14 protein-coding genes and 1 pseudogene are annotated in these 16,456 nt (G+C 45.1%); 7 read left to right on the plus strand and 8 right to left on the minus strand.

Features of this window, described 5'->3' with window-relative positions; genetic code table 11:
* Positions 1 to 94 precede the first annotated feature (94 nt).
* On the minus strand, positions 95 to 1,432 hold the full coding sequence (locus LJF29_RS10230) for an aldehyde dehydrogenase family protein (RefSeq protein WP_229148315.1): 1,338 nt from the start codon (positions 1,430 to 1,432) through the stop codon (positions 95 to 97).
* Between the two features lie 141 nt (positions 1,433 to 1,573).
* Here LJF29_RS10230 and LJF29_RS10235 point away from each other — a divergent pair, with 141 nt between their 5' ends.
* Positions 1,574 to 2,734: a TetR/AcrR family transcriptional regulator gene (locus tag LJF29_RS10235; RefSeq protein WP_229148317.1), complete on the plus strand. Its 1,161-nt coding sequence runs from the start codon at positions 1,574 to 1,576 to the stop codon at positions 2,732 to 2,734.
* A 33-nt stretch (positions 2,735 to 2,767) separates the two neighbouring features.
* Here LJF29_RS10235 and LJF29_RS10240 read toward each other — a convergent pair whose 3' ends face one another.
* Positions 2,768 to 3,589, minus strand: a complete 822-nt coding sequence (locus tag LJF29_RS10240) for an SDR family oxidoreductase (RefSeq protein ID WP_229148318.1) — start codon at positions 3,587 to 3,589, stop codon at positions 2,768 to 2,770.
* A 116-nt stretch (positions 3,590 to 3,705) separates the two neighbouring features.
* On the opposite strand from LJF29_RS10240, the gene LJF29_RS10245 reads away from it, so the two are divergent.
* Both LJF29_RS10245 and htpG read left to right on the plus strand, forming a co-directional pair.
* Complete coding sequence (locus LJF29_RS10245; protein WP_168749226.1) at positions 3,706 to 3,957, plus strand: hypothetical protein; 252 nt, start codon at positions 3,706 to 3,708, stop codon at positions 3,955 to 3,957.
* Between the two features lie 189 nt (positions 3,958 to 4,146).
* Positions 4,147 to 6,027, plus strand: coding sequence for a molecular chaperone HtpG (gene htpG / locus LJF29_RS10250; protein WP_229148319.1), 1,881 nt, complete (start codon positions 4,147 to 4,149; stop codon positions 6,025 to 6,027).
* Between the two features lie 44 nt (positions 6,028 to 6,071).
* On the opposite strand, the gene LJF29_RS10255 is transcribed toward htpG, so the two are convergent.
* The 6 genes and pseudogenes from LJF29_RS10255 to iolR form a co-directional block, all read right to left on the minus strand.
* Complete coding sequence (locus LJF29_RS10255) at positions 6,072 to 7,457, minus strand: sugar porter family MFS transporter (protein WP_010332536.1); 1,386 nt, start codon at positions 7,455 to 7,457, stop codon at positions 6,072 to 6,074.
* Between the two features lie 128 nt (positions 7,458 to 7,585).
* Positions 7,586 to 7,687 (minus strand): annotated as a pseudogene (locus tag LJF29_RS10260) (HPP family protein); the annotation flags it as partial.
* A 79-nt stretch (positions 7,688 to 7,766) separates the two neighbouring features.
* Positions 7,767 to 8,075 (minus strand): DUF2653 family protein, encoded by a 309-nt coding sequence (locus LJF29_RS10265; protein ID WP_229148321.1) that lies wholly within the window; start codon positions 8,073 to 8,075, stop codon positions 7,767 to 7,769.
* A 3-nt stretch (positions 8,076 to 8,078) separates the two neighbouring features.
* Entirely contained in the window at positions 8,079 to 8,729 is a 651-nt protein-coding gene (locus LJF29_RS10270) for a hypothetical protein (RefSeq protein ID WP_229148323.1), read from the minus strand.
* Between the two features lie 264 nt (positions 8,730 to 8,993).
* Positions 8,994 to 9,926, minus strand: coding sequence for an aldo/keto reductase (locus tag LJF29_RS10275; RefSeq protein WP_010332531.1), 933 nt, complete (start codon positions 9,924 to 9,926; stop codon positions 8,994 to 8,996).
* A 53-nt stretch (positions 9,927 to 9,979) separates the two neighbouring features.
* The gene (gene iolR, locus LJF29_RS10280) at positions 9,980 to 10,735 is read right to left on the minus strand and encodes a myo-inositol utilization transcriptional regulator IolR (RefSeq protein ID WP_010332530.1); all 756 of its coding nucleotides are present in this window, start codon (positions 10,733 to 10,735) and stop codon (positions 9,980 to 9,982) included.
* Between the two features lie 413 nt (positions 10,736 to 11,148).
* Between iolR and iolA the strand changes: the two genes are divergently transcribed.
* From iolA to iolD, 4 genes are all read left to right on the plus strand, one after another.
* Positions 11,149 to 12,612 (plus strand): methylmalonate-semialdehyde dehydrogenase, encoded by a 1,464-nt coding sequence (iolA, locus tag LJF29_RS10285; protein WP_229148324.1) that lies wholly within the window; start codon positions 11,149 to 11,151, stop codon positions 12,610 to 12,612.
* A 74-nt stretch (positions 12,613 to 12,686) separates the two neighbouring features.
* Positions 12,687 to 13,502: a 5-deoxy-glucuronate isomerase gene (iolB, locus tag LJF29_RS10290; protein ID WP_229148325.1), complete on the plus strand. Its 816-nt coding sequence runs from the start codon at positions 12,687 to 12,689 to the stop codon at positions 13,500 to 13,502.
* A 23-nt stretch (positions 13,503 to 13,525) separates the two neighbouring features.
* The gene (gene iolC / locus LJF29_RS10295; RefSeq protein ID WP_229148327.1) at positions 13,526 to 14,503 is read left to right on the plus strand and encodes a 5-dehydro-2-deoxygluconokinase; all 978 of its coding nucleotides are present in this window, start codon (positions 13,526 to 13,528) and stop codon (positions 14,501 to 14,503) included.
* Positions 14,504 to 14,535: 32 nt separating this feature from the next.
* Positions 14,536 to 16,449, plus strand: coding sequence for a 3D-(3,5/4)-trihydroxycyclohexane-1,2-dione acylhydrolase (decyclizing) (iolD, locus tag LJF29_RS10300; protein WP_229148329.1), 1,914 nt, complete (start codon positions 14,536 to 14,538; stop codon positions 16,447 to 16,449).
* Positions 16,450 to 16,456 lie beyond the last annotated feature (7 nt).

Raw genomic sequence — 16,456 nt, forward strand, 5'->3', positions numbered from 1 at the left:
CTGTGAACTACATTTATTCACAAACTGGAAATGACTGAACTGGGGATGATAGAAAAAGAGAATCTGCAAGGGATGCAGATTCTCTGAACCATGTTTATTTAGTTGCTTGAATAAACACACCTTTTTCATGGGAGAACTCTTTAAATCCGTATACCCCATGGTAAGAGCCGATTCCGCTTGTATTCACGCCGCCGAATGGCAGGTTGACGTCACTGAAATGAACGACGACATCATTGATGGCTGCATTTCCTGATGTGGTATGCTGAAGGACATTGTCGATCAGGTCTTGGTTGTGGCTGAATACATAAAGCGCGAGCGGTTTATCGCGGTCATTTACGTAATCAATGACTTCATCGATGTCTTCATAGTTCATCATCGGCAGGATCGGTGCAAAGATTTCTTCCTGCATGATCTTCATATCTGGCGTAACGTTTTTCAAAACGGTTGGCGAGATCGTACGGTCGCTTGCGTCAAAGACGCCGCCGAACACAACTTCCGCGCCTTTCTCGATGGCATCGTCGTATAAAGCTTTGACGCGGTTAAAGTTGCGGTCATTGACAATTTGCGTAAATTTGTTTCGGTCCGGCGTGTAATCATCTTCCATAAATCCTGCGTTGACAATGGTTTGTAAAATGCCCGCGAACTTGTCCTGCACGTCTTTTTTAATGAAGACATAATCCGGCGCGATGCAGGTTTGACCGGCATTTACGAACTTGCCGACAGCAATTTTTTTCGCTGCGTCCATTAAGTCGTATTCACTGTCGATGATGGTCGGACTCTTGCCGCCAAGCTCAAGCGTGACAGATGCCAAGTGCTTGGCGGCTGCTGTCATGACGATTTTTCCCACATTTGTGCTTCCGGTGAAGAAAATGTGGTCGAACGGCTGATCAAGAAGCTCAGTGGCCACTTCAACCTCTCCTTCAAAAATGGCAACTTCTTTTTCGTCGAAAGCATCTCGGATGACTTTTGCGGCAATGTTGCTCGTGTTCATCGTAAAGTCTGACAGCTTCACAATGGCGCTGTTTCCTGCTGCGATAGAAGCGGCAAGCGGCGCCATCGTCAGCATAAACGGGTAGTTCCACGGACCGAGTATAAGCGTAACGCCTTTAGGCTCGTACATGAGGATTCCGTTGGCATCAGAGCTTAAGGATGAACCGACTTCTTTGGGTGCCATCCATGTTTCCAGGTTGTTCATATTATCTCTGATCGCTTTTTTTGTACCTTCGATTTCTGCTTTTTTGACCTCGTGATACGGCTTCCGCACGTCTTTGCGGATCGCTTCGATGATTTCCTCTTCATGTGCGATGACGGAATCCAAAAAGCGCTGAAGCTTTTCTTTGCGCTGTTCCGCTGTTGAAGCGCGCAGCACTTTTTGCTGTTTTTTCTGAAGCTGGAAGACGCGCTGAATGTCGTCTTTTACTTGCTGTTCCATTGTAAAATCCCCCTCATTTGCTTTCTGCTTATCTCGGAACTATTATAAAGTGGTATCTTTTCTATAAGAAAGACAACGGAGAATCATCTATACGTTACCGTACATATATCGAACATCTGTCTAAGTTTGGAGGTGACTCTTTTGCCGGAATCTGCTGAGGCTCAAATCAAACAGGCGCTTCTGGATTTATTAGAAAAAAGGGATATTCGACAGATTACAATGAAAGAAATTGCTGAACACGCACAAGTGAGCCGCGGGACACTCTATCTTTATTACGAGGATAAGTTTTCCATCATTGAGGATTTGATGGGTGACATGCAGGAAGGATTGAGCGAAGCGCTCTATGAAGCGTTCAAGCATATGGATACACTTCATCTCAGCCAAAAGCGGCAAACCGTGCATCCGACATTGTCTTTTGTTCATCAGCATCAATCTTTCTTCTCAGCAATGATGGTTAGAGACAACGTACCGTATCACAATTTCCACCGATTTTTTAAAGATGTGTTTCAGCAGGATGTCATGCTGTCTCCGATTCATGTCAATTTGACGCCCATGGAGCAGGAGATTTACGGACATTACAGGGCTTTGTATACGTATGCGATTATTTTGTACTGGCTGAATGAGGATGCGTCAGCGTCTCCAGAAGCCATCAGCCACAAGGTATGGGAACTTGTTTCTCAGAAACGGTTTTATTGGCTGTTTGGACAGGCTGTTGAAGCGGAGCTGGAGGAGAACAAGCAAATTGACCGTCGTGTTGTCCGCACGAGACAGGCGCTGCAGGAGGCGTTACTGGACGTATTGGCGGAGAAAAAAGACTATGCGGCGGTGACGATTTCGGATATTGCCAGAAAAAGCAACATTCGCAGGGCGACCTTTTATGATCACTATGCCAATAAAGATGAGCTGGTACAAGCGATGATTCATCAATCGTGTGCATATATGATTGATCGGCTGACGGTGAGTGCCAGTCCGGATGAGCTTTCTTTAGCGGAAGCTGAGACGGCGCTTGCCAGCCTGCTTTCTGCGTTATCGGAGCGCTCGCCTATTGTCCGGTTTCTCAATCCTGAATGGGGAATTCCTCATGTGATACCCAGCATGTTCAAAGCGCTGGAATCTTTTTACCTGCATCAGCAGCTTGATATCCGCGCGGGAAAGAAACTCTATGCTTATTATGTTTCCGCTATGATTATCGGTTTGATGTTGTATCGGCTGGATGAGGGAAAGGCGCACGATCCGAGGGTGCTGGCCAGGGAGTTTTTGCAGTTTTTGGATGTGAAGAAGTATAAGATTGTATTGCTTTGAAAAACAAAAAAGAGAGGGGGTGAATCCCCTCTCTTATTTCGTTTCTTCCTTCCATTTCTCATCAATCAGCATCTTCCCAGGCCATGTGTACGCCATGATGCCGCCGTCTGCGGTGATGTCTTCGCCTGTGACGTATGAGCTGTCGTCCGATGCCAGGAACAGCGCCACCGTCGCCATTTCCTTCGGTTTGCCGAGTCGGCCGAGCGGCGTGATCCATTTGTTGGCTTCGCGGAATTTCTCGCCCATTTCCTGTTCCTTGGTGCCGGCCAGTTTATCAATCAGCGGGGTTTCAATCGTACCCGGCGAAATGGAATTGACCCGGATGCCGTTTCTTGCGTAATCAATTGCCATCGCTCTTGTCAGGTTGGTGATACCGCCTTTTGCGGCGTTATAGCCGGAGCGGTCAAGGTCCGCAGCCCTGCCTGACATGGAGGAGGTGTTGATGATGGAGCCTTCTTTTTCGAGCATGAGCGGAATCAGGTATTTGCTGCAAAGGAACGTGCCGCGCAGATCGACTGCGATAATGCGGTCAAACAGGTCAACGGGATATTCGTGGACTTTTCCGCCTTCCTGATCGACGCCGGCGTTGTTAAAGAGAATATCAATTGTGCCGTACGCGTCTTTGAGTTGATCAGCAAATTGTTTCACATTTTCTTCATCTGACACATCAAGATGAAAAGCCTCAGCCTGTCCTCCGTTTTGTCTGATCGCTTCGACTGTCTCTTTCATTTGATCTTCATTAATGTCGCCGACAATCACACGCGCGCCTTCATTGGCAAAAACCTCTGCCGTTGCTTGTCCAATGCCTGTCGCAGCGCCTGTGATCACAGCTGTTTTGTTTTCTAATCTTCCCATTACAAGAATCCTCCTTTTTTATTTGTCTTCCCGCTGTGTGCAGTGATAAACATGTGAAAAAAGTAATACCTGCATATGGTAAGATGAATGAGAAATTGTGGGAGGTTTTATGTGTTTTGAAGATACAGCATAAGAAGGAACTCAAATTTTATTGTCTTGTCACGATTCCGGCTGCGTTTGCTGTGCTGACTGTCATCTCTTTTTTATTGCAAGAGATTACGTTTCCGGTTACAGCTAGCGCACTTCTGAATGCTTCATGGCATAATCTATTGTTTCTGATACCGTTCTGTTTGTTTTTCTATCCGGTGCATATTTGGATGAAGCGGGAGTTTGGCCGTTGGAATGATGCAGGACAAAAGAGAGGCTGATCCTCTCTTTTTCTTATCCGATTGTCTAGAAAAAATAGTGAAAACTCACCCAACTAATGTTAAATTGACATATATATGCATCTATCGTTCTTTGATGAAAACCATATTGACAGAAGTCATCATTTGTGATAAATAGATGCTGAAAAGAGTTTACATAACATCACAAAGCATGAAAAAGGAGCGAGCGGAATGGCCAAAAAAGAGTTTAAAGCAGAGTCCAAACGACTGCTGGATATGATGATTAATTCCATTTACACCCAAAAAGAAATTTTTCTGCGCGAGTTAATTTCCAATGCGAGTGACGCGATTGACAAAATCTATTACAAAGCGCTGACGGATGATGCGCTAACCTTCGATAAAGACAATTACTACATAAAAGTTGCGGCTGACAAAGGTGCGCGAACGCTGACGATCACGGATACAGGGATCGGAATGACAAAGGACGAGCTTGAACAGCACCTCGGTACGATCGCGAAAAGCGGCTCTCTTGCGTTTAAAAAAGAAAACGAATTGAAGGACGGTCATGACATCATCGGGCAATTCGGTGTCGGATTTTATGCGGCGTTTATGGTTGCCGACATGGTGACCGTTATCAGTAAGGCGCTCGGCAGCGAAGAAGCGTATAAATGGGAGTCTGCAGGCGCGGACGGCTACACAATTGAGCCGTGTGAAAAGGATTCTGTCGGCACAGACATTATTCTGAAGATCAAAGAGAACACGGAAGATGAGAGCTATGATGAATTTTTAGAAGAATATCGTTTAAAAGCAATCATCAAAAAGTACTCCGACTTCATTCGCTACCCGATCAAAATGGATACAACAGTTAACAAGCCGAAGGAAGGCAGCGAGAATGAATTTGAAGAGGTGCAGGAAGAACAGACGGTCAACAGCATGGTGCCGATCTGGAGAAAAAACAAGAGCGAGCTGACAGATGAGGACTATGAAACGTTCTATTCTGAAAAGCATTACGGATTTGATAAACCGCTCACTCACGTCCATATTAGTGTGGATGGTGCCGTTCGTTACAACGCGATTCTATTTATTCCTGAAAACATGCCGTTTGACTATTACTCTAAGGAATATGAGAAAGGCTTGGAGCTGTATTCCAACGGCGTGCTGATTATGAACAAATGCGCGGATCTGCTGCCGGACCACTTCAGCTTTGTAAAGGGTATGGTCGATTCTGAGGATCTGTCGCTGAACATTTCCAGAGAAATGCTGCAGCATGACCGCCAGCTGAAGCTGATTGCGAAAAACATCAGCAAAAAGATCAAAAGCGAGCTGCAGAGCCTGCTGAAAAAAGACAGAGAAAAATATGAGACCTTCTACAAATCATTCGGCAGACAGCTGAAGTTCGGCGTGTACAATGATTTTGGCGCGAATAAAGATCAATTGAAGGATCTCTTATTATTCTACTCTTCCAAAGAGAAAAAACTGGTCAGCCTAGACGAGTATGTATCCAGAATGCCTGAAGAGCAGAAATATATTTACTACGCGACCGGTGATTCATACGACCGCATTGAAAAACTGCCGCAAACGGAAATGGTAGCGGACAAAGGCTATGAAATTCTTTACTTTACAGAGGATATTGATGAATTTGCGATCAAAATGCTCGCTTCATATCAAGAAAAAGAGTTCAAATCTGTATCAAGCGGCGATCTTGGCATCGATTCAGAAGAGGATCAAAAGCAGTCTGAAGAAGAGGAAAGCAAGTACAAGGATCTGTTTGAGGAAATGAAAAATATTCTGTCCGGCAAAGTGAAAAACGTCAGAGTATCCAAACGCCTCAAATCTCATCCGGTCTGCCTTGCAGCTGACGGTGAAGTGACAATCGAGATGGAAAAAATCTTAAATGCGATGCCGGACAGCCAAAATGTAAAGGCGGACAAAGTGCTGGAAATCAACCCGAATCACGAGGTATTCAACACGCTGCAGAACGCTTTCGAACAAGATAAAGAGAAACTAAGCCTGTACACATATCTCCTGTACAATCAGGCGCTTCTGATCGAAGGTCTGCCAATTCAGGACCCTGTGGAATTTACGAACAATATGTGCAAAGTAATGGTGTAAGAATAAAAAAGGAATCGTCCAAATGAGACGATTCCTTTTTTTATTTATGACGTCCGTTCATTGAGCACACGGCTTTGTCTGTTGTTCTTTCTTTTAAAACGTTGTTTCAAGCTTGCTTCAATTTCTTCCAAGCTTTTCCCTTTGGTTTCAGGAACCATGTAAAGGGCGAAGAAAAATGAGAGAAGACAAATGACTGAGAAAATCATAAAGACCCATGCGATGCCCATCACGCTGAGCATGAGCGGGAAGACGAGCGACACGATCAGGTTGGCCGCCGATAGCACCAAAGTGGTGAACCCTGTCGCTGCTCCGCGCGCTTTGGACGGGAAGAGCTCAGGCATGAGCACCCAAACCACCGGCCCCCATGTCGCCTGGTAGAATACGATATAAACTCCGAGAAATACGACGGTGAGCCAAGCTGTTGATGTAGAGAGCCCCAGCATCAGGAGCACACCCGATAGTGCGGCCAAGCTCAGCGTAATGCCGACACTTCCCCAGATCAGAAGCTTTTTGCGGCCGACACGGTCAATTAAGATCATGGCGGTGATACACATGATGACGTTGAGGACACCGATTCCCATTGTGCCGAGTGCAGAAGCTGACGTACCAAGGCCAGCCTTTGTAAAAATGGTTGGCGCATAGTATATCACCGTGTTAATGCCGACAGCCTGCTGGAATATAGCAAGACCGACCCCAATCAAAAGCATGGGACGAATCCATTTGGCTTTTAACACGCCGAGTGTTGTTTCTTTTTTCTCAGCTTCCCCTTGCTTCATCTCCGCCAATTCTATTTCAATATCTTTTGGATCATGAGTGATTTTCATGATTCGTTTCGCTTCATCTTCACGTCCGCGCTTCACGAGCCATCTTGGCGATTCCGGCATAAACGCGATCCCAATTAATAAAAGCACGGCAGGAACCGCAGCCAGCCCCACCATCCAGCGCCACGCTTCAAACGGTGTGAATAGAAAGTTAACGATATATGCAAGTAAAATACCGGTGACAATCATTAGATTGTTCATCGTGCCGAGTGTTCCGCGGATTTTTGTCGGCGCCATTTCTGAAAGGTAGACAGGCACCAGCGCCGTTGAACCGCCTACGGCTAAACCGAGAATGACCCGAGACATTATTAGCATGGTGACGGTTTGAGAAAACGCACAAGCGAGCGCCCCAATGATAAAAATGATGGAAAGGACAAATACGACTTTTCTCCTGCCCCAGCGATCGGAGCACGTCCCGCTGAATGCGGAACCAAAAATCGCGCCGAGTAGCAGCATGCTGACAACCAATCCTTCTGTCAGTGTTGTTAAAGGGATATCATTGTTGATAAATAGCAGCGCGCCCGAGATGACGCCCGTATCGTAACCGTAAAGCAGCCCCCCTAAAGCGCCGAAAAAGTAGATCAAATATTTCCTTATATTTGTCTTCACAAATGTTCCTCCTCAGTCTTTGAGCCAATGAGTATGTACTATATTTAACAAAGTTAATAGAGTAGTACCCTTTTCCTAATCGATTTGAAACATTTGTTTGAAAAAATATTGATTTCATAAAAGGAAATTCAAAGCCAAAACGAGGGATATTGGCGGTTTTTACGCAAGTTATTGATCACGATAGCGAGGATCACAATGATGGCAGATCCAATGAAAACGGGAAACAGTAATTACAGCACTTCATGGACGGGAGAAAAAACATATTAAAAAACCTTACTCGCCCGGAGTAAGATTTTAATTAGGACATTTTTATTCTTCTCCCTCGTTGACGAAAACCAAGGCGGAGAATCCTTTTTTCTTATCAAACTGCAATTCAACGACGGTAACGTCTGGATTGAAATTATGGTACTCCTCTAAGAACTGAATAATGCCTTCTGAAATGTCATCCGACTCAAGCTGCTTGTGATGCAGGCCATATTTGGCTTCAGCGAAAAATCCTGTACGCTTGTTGTAAGACAGCTCTTTTACTTCAACGTCTTCAGGGTAAATCTCTTCTTCATTAGAAATATACACACAAATCCCGTCTACAATTTCTTGCTCGTTTAATACCAATCTCATTACCTAAAAGCTCCTTCTGTATGTCTTCGGTGTTTTAAATGCGCGAATGATTGCAATGACTATGATTAATATAATGATCAAAGCGATGACATCAACGATCCAGGCAATAGGCGAAGCGCCATAAGAAACATAGCCTGGGCCCCCGACTGGATGATAAGTGTAACCCCAAGGGTGCATCATGCTGATCATAAACATGCTCGTTGTGAATCCGCTATAATAGCCAAACCATCCTGATGGCGAGAATCCTGCATTGTAATAATGATTCACTGAAACATAACGTCCGCCAACATAAGCTTTAGATGTTTTTCCGCTGTATGTCTTTCCGCTTACTTTTGATGTTGCGCCGGAAAACGTGCCTGACGATGTTTTAGAGCTTGATGAGCTTGTCTTATCGGAAGATTTCTTTTTCAGCGAAATCGATGATGATGAATCATCAGACGTTTTGGAGTTTTTGCTTGAAGAGCTTGATCCTGAACTGTAGCTTGATTTCGGGCTGGATTTATAGCTTCCGCTGTATGACGAGCTTGAACTTCGGCTGCTGTGACTGGATGATGAGCGGCCACTAAAACTTTTTGCATGAGAAATGGTTGATGGCAGCAGTACACCTAAAGCAACGGTTACTGCAACTAAGGCTTTTACATATTTCAGTTTCATTCTGTTTCCTCCATAGGCCGCAACGGCCCGTTATTTCTGGTTTGAATCATCAGCAAAAGTGAAAGAGGGGCCAGATAGATGAGCTTATTCTAGCGTCATATCAATCTTTCATATCGTATTTAGCTTTTTCAATCACTTTCTTTCTGAGATAAACTCCCTTTATTTTATCGGATTCATGGCTCTTTTTGTAAGTTTTACATCAAAATCAAACCAATTTATGGGCAAATAAAAACAGCCTTCCCAATAGAGAAGGCTGTTTTTTTCTTATGCGAACAGTTGATCAATAAATGAAATATCCTCTTGAGAAAGCGTCACGTCAGCTGTTTTGATGTTATCAAGCAGCTGATCGGCACGTTTTGCGCCAGGAATTAAAATATCGATTTCCGGTCTTGCCAAATACCAAGCCAATACGATGTGAGGGATGTCCACGTTGTGCTTTTCAGCAATTGGCGCAAGCTTGTTGACCTTTCTGATGTTTTCTTTGAAACGCTCGCCCTTGAAGTGTTCCTGTTCGTTTCGCAGGTCTCCTTCAGGGAACGTTGTATCTTCTGTATACTTTCCTGCCAATAATCCAGACACGAGCGGGAAGTAAGGAATAAATGAAATATTATGCTCCTTCGTATACGGGAAGAATGTGTTTTCCGCTTCACGGTTTAACAGGTTGTATTCGCCTTGCAATACATCTACTAATCCGTCTCTGTTTGCTTCTTTCAATTGCTCTAAAGAGAAATTGGAGACACCGATGGAGCGGATTTTTCCGGCTTGCTTCATTTCATTCAGTGCGTTAACCGCTTCATCCTTCGGCGTATGTTCATCCGGGAAGTGAATGTAGAACAGATCGATATAGTCAGTTTTCAAACGCTTCAGGCTTTCATCAACCGATTTTTTAAGAAATGCTGGTGAATTATCAAAGACAAAGTCATTTCCTTCTTTTCGGTGTGCGGCTTTCGTGGCGATGACGACATCTTCGCGGTTGAATTCGCGCAGCACCTCACCAATTAATTCTTCGGAACGGCCGATCCCATAAATGTAAGCGGTATCTAACATGGTCACGCCATTGCGAATGGCCTCGCGAACCAATTCTTTTCCGGTTTCTTCATTCAGATTCGGGTAGAGGTTATGTCCTCCTACAGCATTTGTTCCTAATCCGATAGGGAATACCTGCAGGTCTGATTTTCCGAGCGTTGCTTTTTTCATGATCTACCTCCTGGAATAAAATTGATGAAAGACTCTCAATACTATTGTAAACGTTAAGCCAGATGAATGCCGATTTGGTGCTCATGGCAGTACTGCGTGTACTCGTCATCTAACGGCTGAGATGTCACAATACAATGCAGTCTGTCAAAGGGCGCATAGGTCAGCAGCGTTGATTTTCCGAATTTAGAATGATCGGCCAATAAATACACTTCTTTCGCTTTTTCAGAAATCCTCTTTTTAATGTCGTACTCGAGCAGATCCGAATTGGTCAATCCATGTGTCAGTGTTGTTCCGGTTGCGGACATAAAGGCTTTGTTGATATTGTACTTCTCCAAGGTACCGGGATCATCCATGCCGACAAAGGAGCGTGTTTTTCTTTTATAGTTGTTTCCGATGATGATTAAGTTGATATGTTTCAAAGCCGCCGCCGCATTGATAATGTCCAAACTGTTGGTTAAAATGGTGACATTTTTGTTCGGATCAAGCGTATCGAGAATCGATTTGGTCGTTGTCCCTGAATCAATGAAGATTAAGTCATGGTCTTCAATAAACCGGGAAGCATAATGGGCAATTTTTGTTTTCTCATCTTGGTGCTGGATGGTGCGATTCTCAAAAGGAACCAATGCGGTTTTCTCAATTGATGTTACGCCGCCGTATACTTTTTCGATCGCACCCTTTTCCGTTAGCTTGTTGATATCGCGTCTGACTGTGTTTTTCGAGACATTGAAAACCTGGCACAGCTCATCTAAGGAAACAGTGCCATGCGATAAAATGTACTCCTCCATTTCCTGTATCCGCATCAGTTTCATACAAAAAACTCCTTCTTGAATCTTAAAGTAATGTAAATATATAATAAAAATCAAAAGTTAATCAATAGTTGCTTAAAAAATGATAACATTGGTATAAATTTTTTTCAAGATTCACCGAACTTGCAGGCGGTCTCTTCCATTGCTGAAAGATTAGTATAATAAAAATAATGAGAAAATTTAGTGTTTATGATTGACTTATGGGTATTATACGATTAGAATATAACCAAGAAATGACCAAGAAGTAACCTGACATGTGTGATTTCAGTGATGAAATGGTTGCTTGCATGCATAACACATGTATCTAACCATTGATTTTTTTTGGTTTTTTTGAAAGCGTTTAATTCTTATCATATGAATCTATCCTGAACCATCCATACAAGTGTATGTGTTTACTAATGAAGGAGGCAATAAGAATGTCAGAAATCAGAAAATTAAAAAACTATATCAACGGTGAATGGGTTGAAAGCAAAACAGATCAATATGAAGACGTTATCAATCCGGCGACGAAAGAAGTGCTGTGCCAAGTGCCGATTTCTACAAAAGAAGACATTGATTACGCGGCTCAAACAGCGGCTGAGGCATTTAAAACATGGTCGAAAGTGGCGGTTCCGCGCCGTGCGAGAATTCTATTTAACTTCCAGCAGCTGCTGTCTCAGCATAAAGAAGAACTTGCTCATCTAATCACCATCGAAAACGGCAAAAACACAAAAGAAGCTCTGGGAGAAGTGGGACGAGGGATTGAAAACGTTGAGTTCGCGGCAGGCGCGCCTTCTCTGATGATGGGAGACTCACTTGCATCTATTGCGACGGATGTTGAAGCGGCCAACTATCGCTACCCAATTGGAGTTGTCGGCGGAATCGCACCATTTAACTTCCCGATGATGGTTCCTTGCTGGATGTTCCCAATGGCCATTGCACTCGGCAACACATTTATTTTAAAACCGTCTGAGCGTACGCCGCTGTTAACGGAGAAATTGGTTGAGCTCTTCGAAAAAGCGGGTCTTCCTAAAGGTGTTTTCAACGTCGTATATGGTGCACATGATGTGGTAAACGGCATTCTGGAGCATCCTGAAATTAAAGCGATTTCATTTGTTGGCTCTAAGCCTGTTGGCGAATACGTCTACAAAAAAGGCAGCGAAAACTTAAAACGTGTTCAATCTCTGACAGGCGCGAAAAACCACACGATTGTCCTGAATGATGCGAATCTCGAAGACACGGTCACAAACATCATCGGAGCAGCCTTCGGTTCAGCTGGAGAACGCTGCATGGCTTGTGCGGTTGTGACAGTTGAAGAAGGTATCGCTGATGAATTCATGGCGAAGCTGCAGGAAAAAGTGGCTGAGATTAAAATCGGAAACGGCCTTGATGACGGCGTGTTCTTAGGACCGGTCATTCGCGAGGACAACAAGAAACGCACGCTCAGCTATATTGAAAAAGGGCTGGAAGAAGGCGCGAGACTCGTTTGTGACGGACGTGAAAACGTATCTGACGACGGCTACTTTGTCGGCCCGACAATCTTCGATAACGTCACGACAGAGATGACGATCTGGAAAGATGAAATTTTCGCTCCGGTCTTATCCGTCATCCGCGTGAAAAACCTGAAAGAAGCCATTGAGATTGCCAACAAGTCTGAGTTTGCAAACGGCGCCTGCTTGTTCACATCGAACTCAAATGCCATCCGCTACTTCCGTGAAAACATTGATGCGGGAATGCTCGGCATCAACCTGGGTGTGCCGGCACCGATGGCGTTCTTCCCATTCTCCGGCTGGAAGTCTTCATTCTTCGGAACGCTGCACGCGAACGGTAAGGACAGCGTTGACTTCTACACGCGTAAAAAAGTAGTGACAGCAAGATACCCGGCACCTGATTTCAACTAAACGACGAACAGCCGAACGGCGTGTCTCTGCGCTGTTCGGACTCATTCTTACCATAGAAAGAGGAGGGCTTAACCATGAGTCATTTGTTGCGTAAGCCGCAGTCGAATGAAGTATCAAAAGGCGTCAAACTTGTGCATGAAGTAACGAAATCAAACTCAGATCTTACCTATGTAGAGTTTAAAGTGTTAGAACTCGCATCCGGTTCAAACTATACAGAAGAATTGAAAAAACAAGAAATCTGCATTGTGGCAGTGACGGGAAAAATCACAGTGACGGATCATGAATCTACGTTTGAACATATCGGTACGCGTGAAAGCGTATTTGAGAGAAAACCGACAGACAGCGTCTATATCTCCAATGACCGTGCCTTTCAGATTACGGCAGAGAGTGATGCGAGAGTGGCGCTTTGCTATTCGCAATCAGAAAAGCAGCTTCCGACAAAGTTGATCAAGGCGGAAGACAACGGGATTGAACATCGCGGAAAGTTTTCGAACAAACGGACCGTTCACAACATTCTTCCGGATTCAGACCCTTCAGCTAACAGCCTTTTAGTGGTTGAGGTGTATACAGACAGCGGAAACTGGTCCAGCTACCCGCCTCATAAACACGATCAAGACAACCTGCCTGAGGAATCCTTCTTGGAAGAAACCTACTACCATGAATTAGATCCGGTCCAAGGCTTTGTATTTCAGCGCGTATACACTGACGACCGCTCCATTGACGAGACAATGACTGTAGAAAATGAAAACGTTGTCATTGTTCCTGCGGGATATCATCCGGTTGGTGTGCCGGACGGATATACTTCCTACTATTTAAATGTCATGGCAGGGCCGACGCGAAAGTGGAAGTTTCATAATGATTCGGCTCATGAGTGGATTTTAGAACGCTAACAAGTGAGGAGTGGCTGTTTACGATGAAGTATACATTCAATGAAGAGAAGGAATTTGATATTGTTGCCATCGGTCGGGCGTGTATTGACCTGAACGCGGTTGAATACAACCGCCCAATGGAAGAAACAATGACATTTTCGAAATACGTCGGCGGTTCACCTGCGAATATCGCGATTGGCAGCTCAAAGCTCGGCTTAAAAGCGGGCTTTATCGGCAAAATTCCAGATGACCAGCATGGCAGGTTCATAGAGTCCTATATGAGAAACACCGGCGTAGACACAACGCAAATGATCGTTGATAAGGAAGGGCATAAAGCCGGTCTGGCATTTACGGAGATTCTGAGTCCGGAAGAATGCAGCATCTTAATGTACCGCGATGACGTGGCGGATCTTTATCTTGAGCCATCGGAGGTAAACGAGGACTATATCGCCAATGCGAAAATGCTGCTCGTTTCCGGTACAGCGCTCGCCAAAAGCCCGTCTCGGGAAGCGGTGATAAAAGCCATTCAATATGCAAAAAAGCATCAGGTAAAAGTCGTATTCGAACTGGATTATCGTCCATACACTTGGCAGTCAGCGGATGAAACAGCGGTTTACTATTCTTTGGTCGCTGAGCAGTCCGATATCGTCATCGGAACACGGGATGAATTCGATGTTATGGAAAATCGCACAGGCGGCAGCAATGAAGAGTCTGTCAATTCTTTATTTGAGCATTCAGCCGATCTCGTCGTCATCAAGCACGGCGTAGAGGGCTCTTACGCATACAGCAAATCGGGCGAAGTCTTCCGCGCCCAAGCGTACAAAACAAACGTGCTGAAAACCTTTGGGGCCGGTGATTCGTATGCTTCGGCCTTTATCTACGGGCTTGTCAGCGGAAAAGACATTGAAACCGCATTGAAATACGGCAGCGCGTCAGCCTCCATTGTTGTCAGCAAGCACAGCTCATCGGAAGCCATGCCGACAGCGGAAGAAATCGTACAGCTTATTGAAGCACAGTCATAATTGAAAAAGATCGAGTAAAGGTGGGATCGTTTGTGGGTAAGAAAATTCGCTTAACAACAGCACAAGCACTGATTAAATTCTTAAACCAGCAGTACATCCATGTTGATGGAAAAGAAGAGCCTTTTGTTGAAGGGATTTTCACGATTTTTGGCCATGGAAATGTATTAGGGATTGGGCAGGCGCTTGAGCAGGATGCAGGCCATTTAAAAGTGTACCAAGGGAAAAATGAACAAGGAATGGCGCATGCCGCAATGGCGTACAGCAAGCAAATGCTGAGAAGAAAAATTTATGCGGTCTCAACATCTGTCGGACCGGGAGCGGCCAACTTAGTGGCGGCAGCCGGCACGGCATTAGCAAACAACATTCCTGTTCTCTTGATTCCGGCAGATACATTTGCGACAAGACAGCCAGATCCTGTACTGCAGCAAATGGAGCAAGAATACAGTGCGGCGGTTACGACAAACGATGCATTGAAACCTGTATCGAGATACTGGGATCGCGTTACACGCCCTGAGCAGCTGATGAGCAGCTTGCTTCGCGCTTTTGAAGTCATGACTGATCCGGCCAAAGCAGGCCCGGCAACCATTTGCATTTCTCAGGATGTCGAAGGTGAAGCGTACGATTTCGATGAGAGTTTCTTCGTCAAACGGGTTCACTATATTGATCGTATGCAGCCGAGCGAGCGCGAGCTTCAAGGTGCGGCGGAGCTGATTAAAGCCAGTAAAAATCCTGTGATCCTCGTCGGCGGAGGCGCAAAATACTCCGGTGCGCGCGATGAATTGGTTGCCATTTCTGAAGCATATGACATTCCGTTAGTTGAAACGCAGGCAGGAAAATCGACAGTTGAAGCTGATTTTCCGAACAACCTCGGCGGAATGGGCATCACAGGTACACTTGCGGCAAATAAAGCGGCCCGCCAAGCTGATTTGATTATCGGTATCGGCACAAGATATACGGATTTTGCGACATCCTCTAAGACCGCTTTTGATTTTGATAAAGCGAAGTTTCTGAACATTAATGTCAGCCGAATGCAGGCGTATAAACTCGATGCGTTCCAAGTGGTAGCGGATGCGAAAGTGACGCTTGGCAAACTGCAAGGCTTGCTTGAAGGCTATAAGAGTGAATTCGGTTCAACAATCAAGGAGCTGAAGGACGAATGGCTCGCTGAACGTGAACGCCTCAGCAAAGTGACGTTTAAACGGGAAGCATTTGATCCGGAAATCAAACATCATTTCTCTCAAGAGGTTCTAAATGAATATGCTGACGCGTTGAATACGGAGCTTCCGCAAACAACGGCATTGCTGACGATCAACGAGACGATTCCTGAAGACAGCGTCATTATCTGTTCGGCAGGCTCACTCCCAGGAGATTTGCAGCGTCTGTGGCATTCTAATGTTCCGAATACGTATCACCTGGAGTACGGATACTCCTGCATGGGCTATGAAGTGTCCGGGACACTGGGGCTTAAATTAGCCCACCCTGATAGAGAAGTGTATTCCATTGTCGGGGACGGCAGCTTCCTGATGCTTCACTCCGAGCTGATTACGGCGATTCAGTATAACAAGAAAATCAATGTACTGCTTTTTGACAACTCTGGTTTTGGATGTATCAACAACCTGCAAATGGACCACGGAAGCGGCAGCTACTACTGTGAGTTCCGCACAGATGACAATCGAATCTTGAATGTCGATTACGCGAAAGTCGCTGAGGGTTACGGTGCGAAAACGTACCGTGCTAACACAGTGGAAGAGTTAAAAGCGGCGTTAGAGGATGCGAAGAAACAAGACGTATCAACGTTGATTGAAATGAAAGTGCTGCCAAAAACAATGACGGACGGCTATGACAGCTGGTGGCATGTCGGAGTGGCTGAAGTATCTGAACAAGAAAGCGTTCAAAAAGCATACGAAGCAAAAGAGAAAATGCTCGAATCTGCTAAGCAGTATTAGAGGGGAG

This window comes from Bacillus sp. LBG-1-113 (genome assembly GCF_020708615.1).
In the GTDB taxonomy this organism is placed as follows: Bacteria; Bacillota; Bacilli; order Bacillales; family Bacillaceae; genus Bacillus; species Bacillus mojavensis.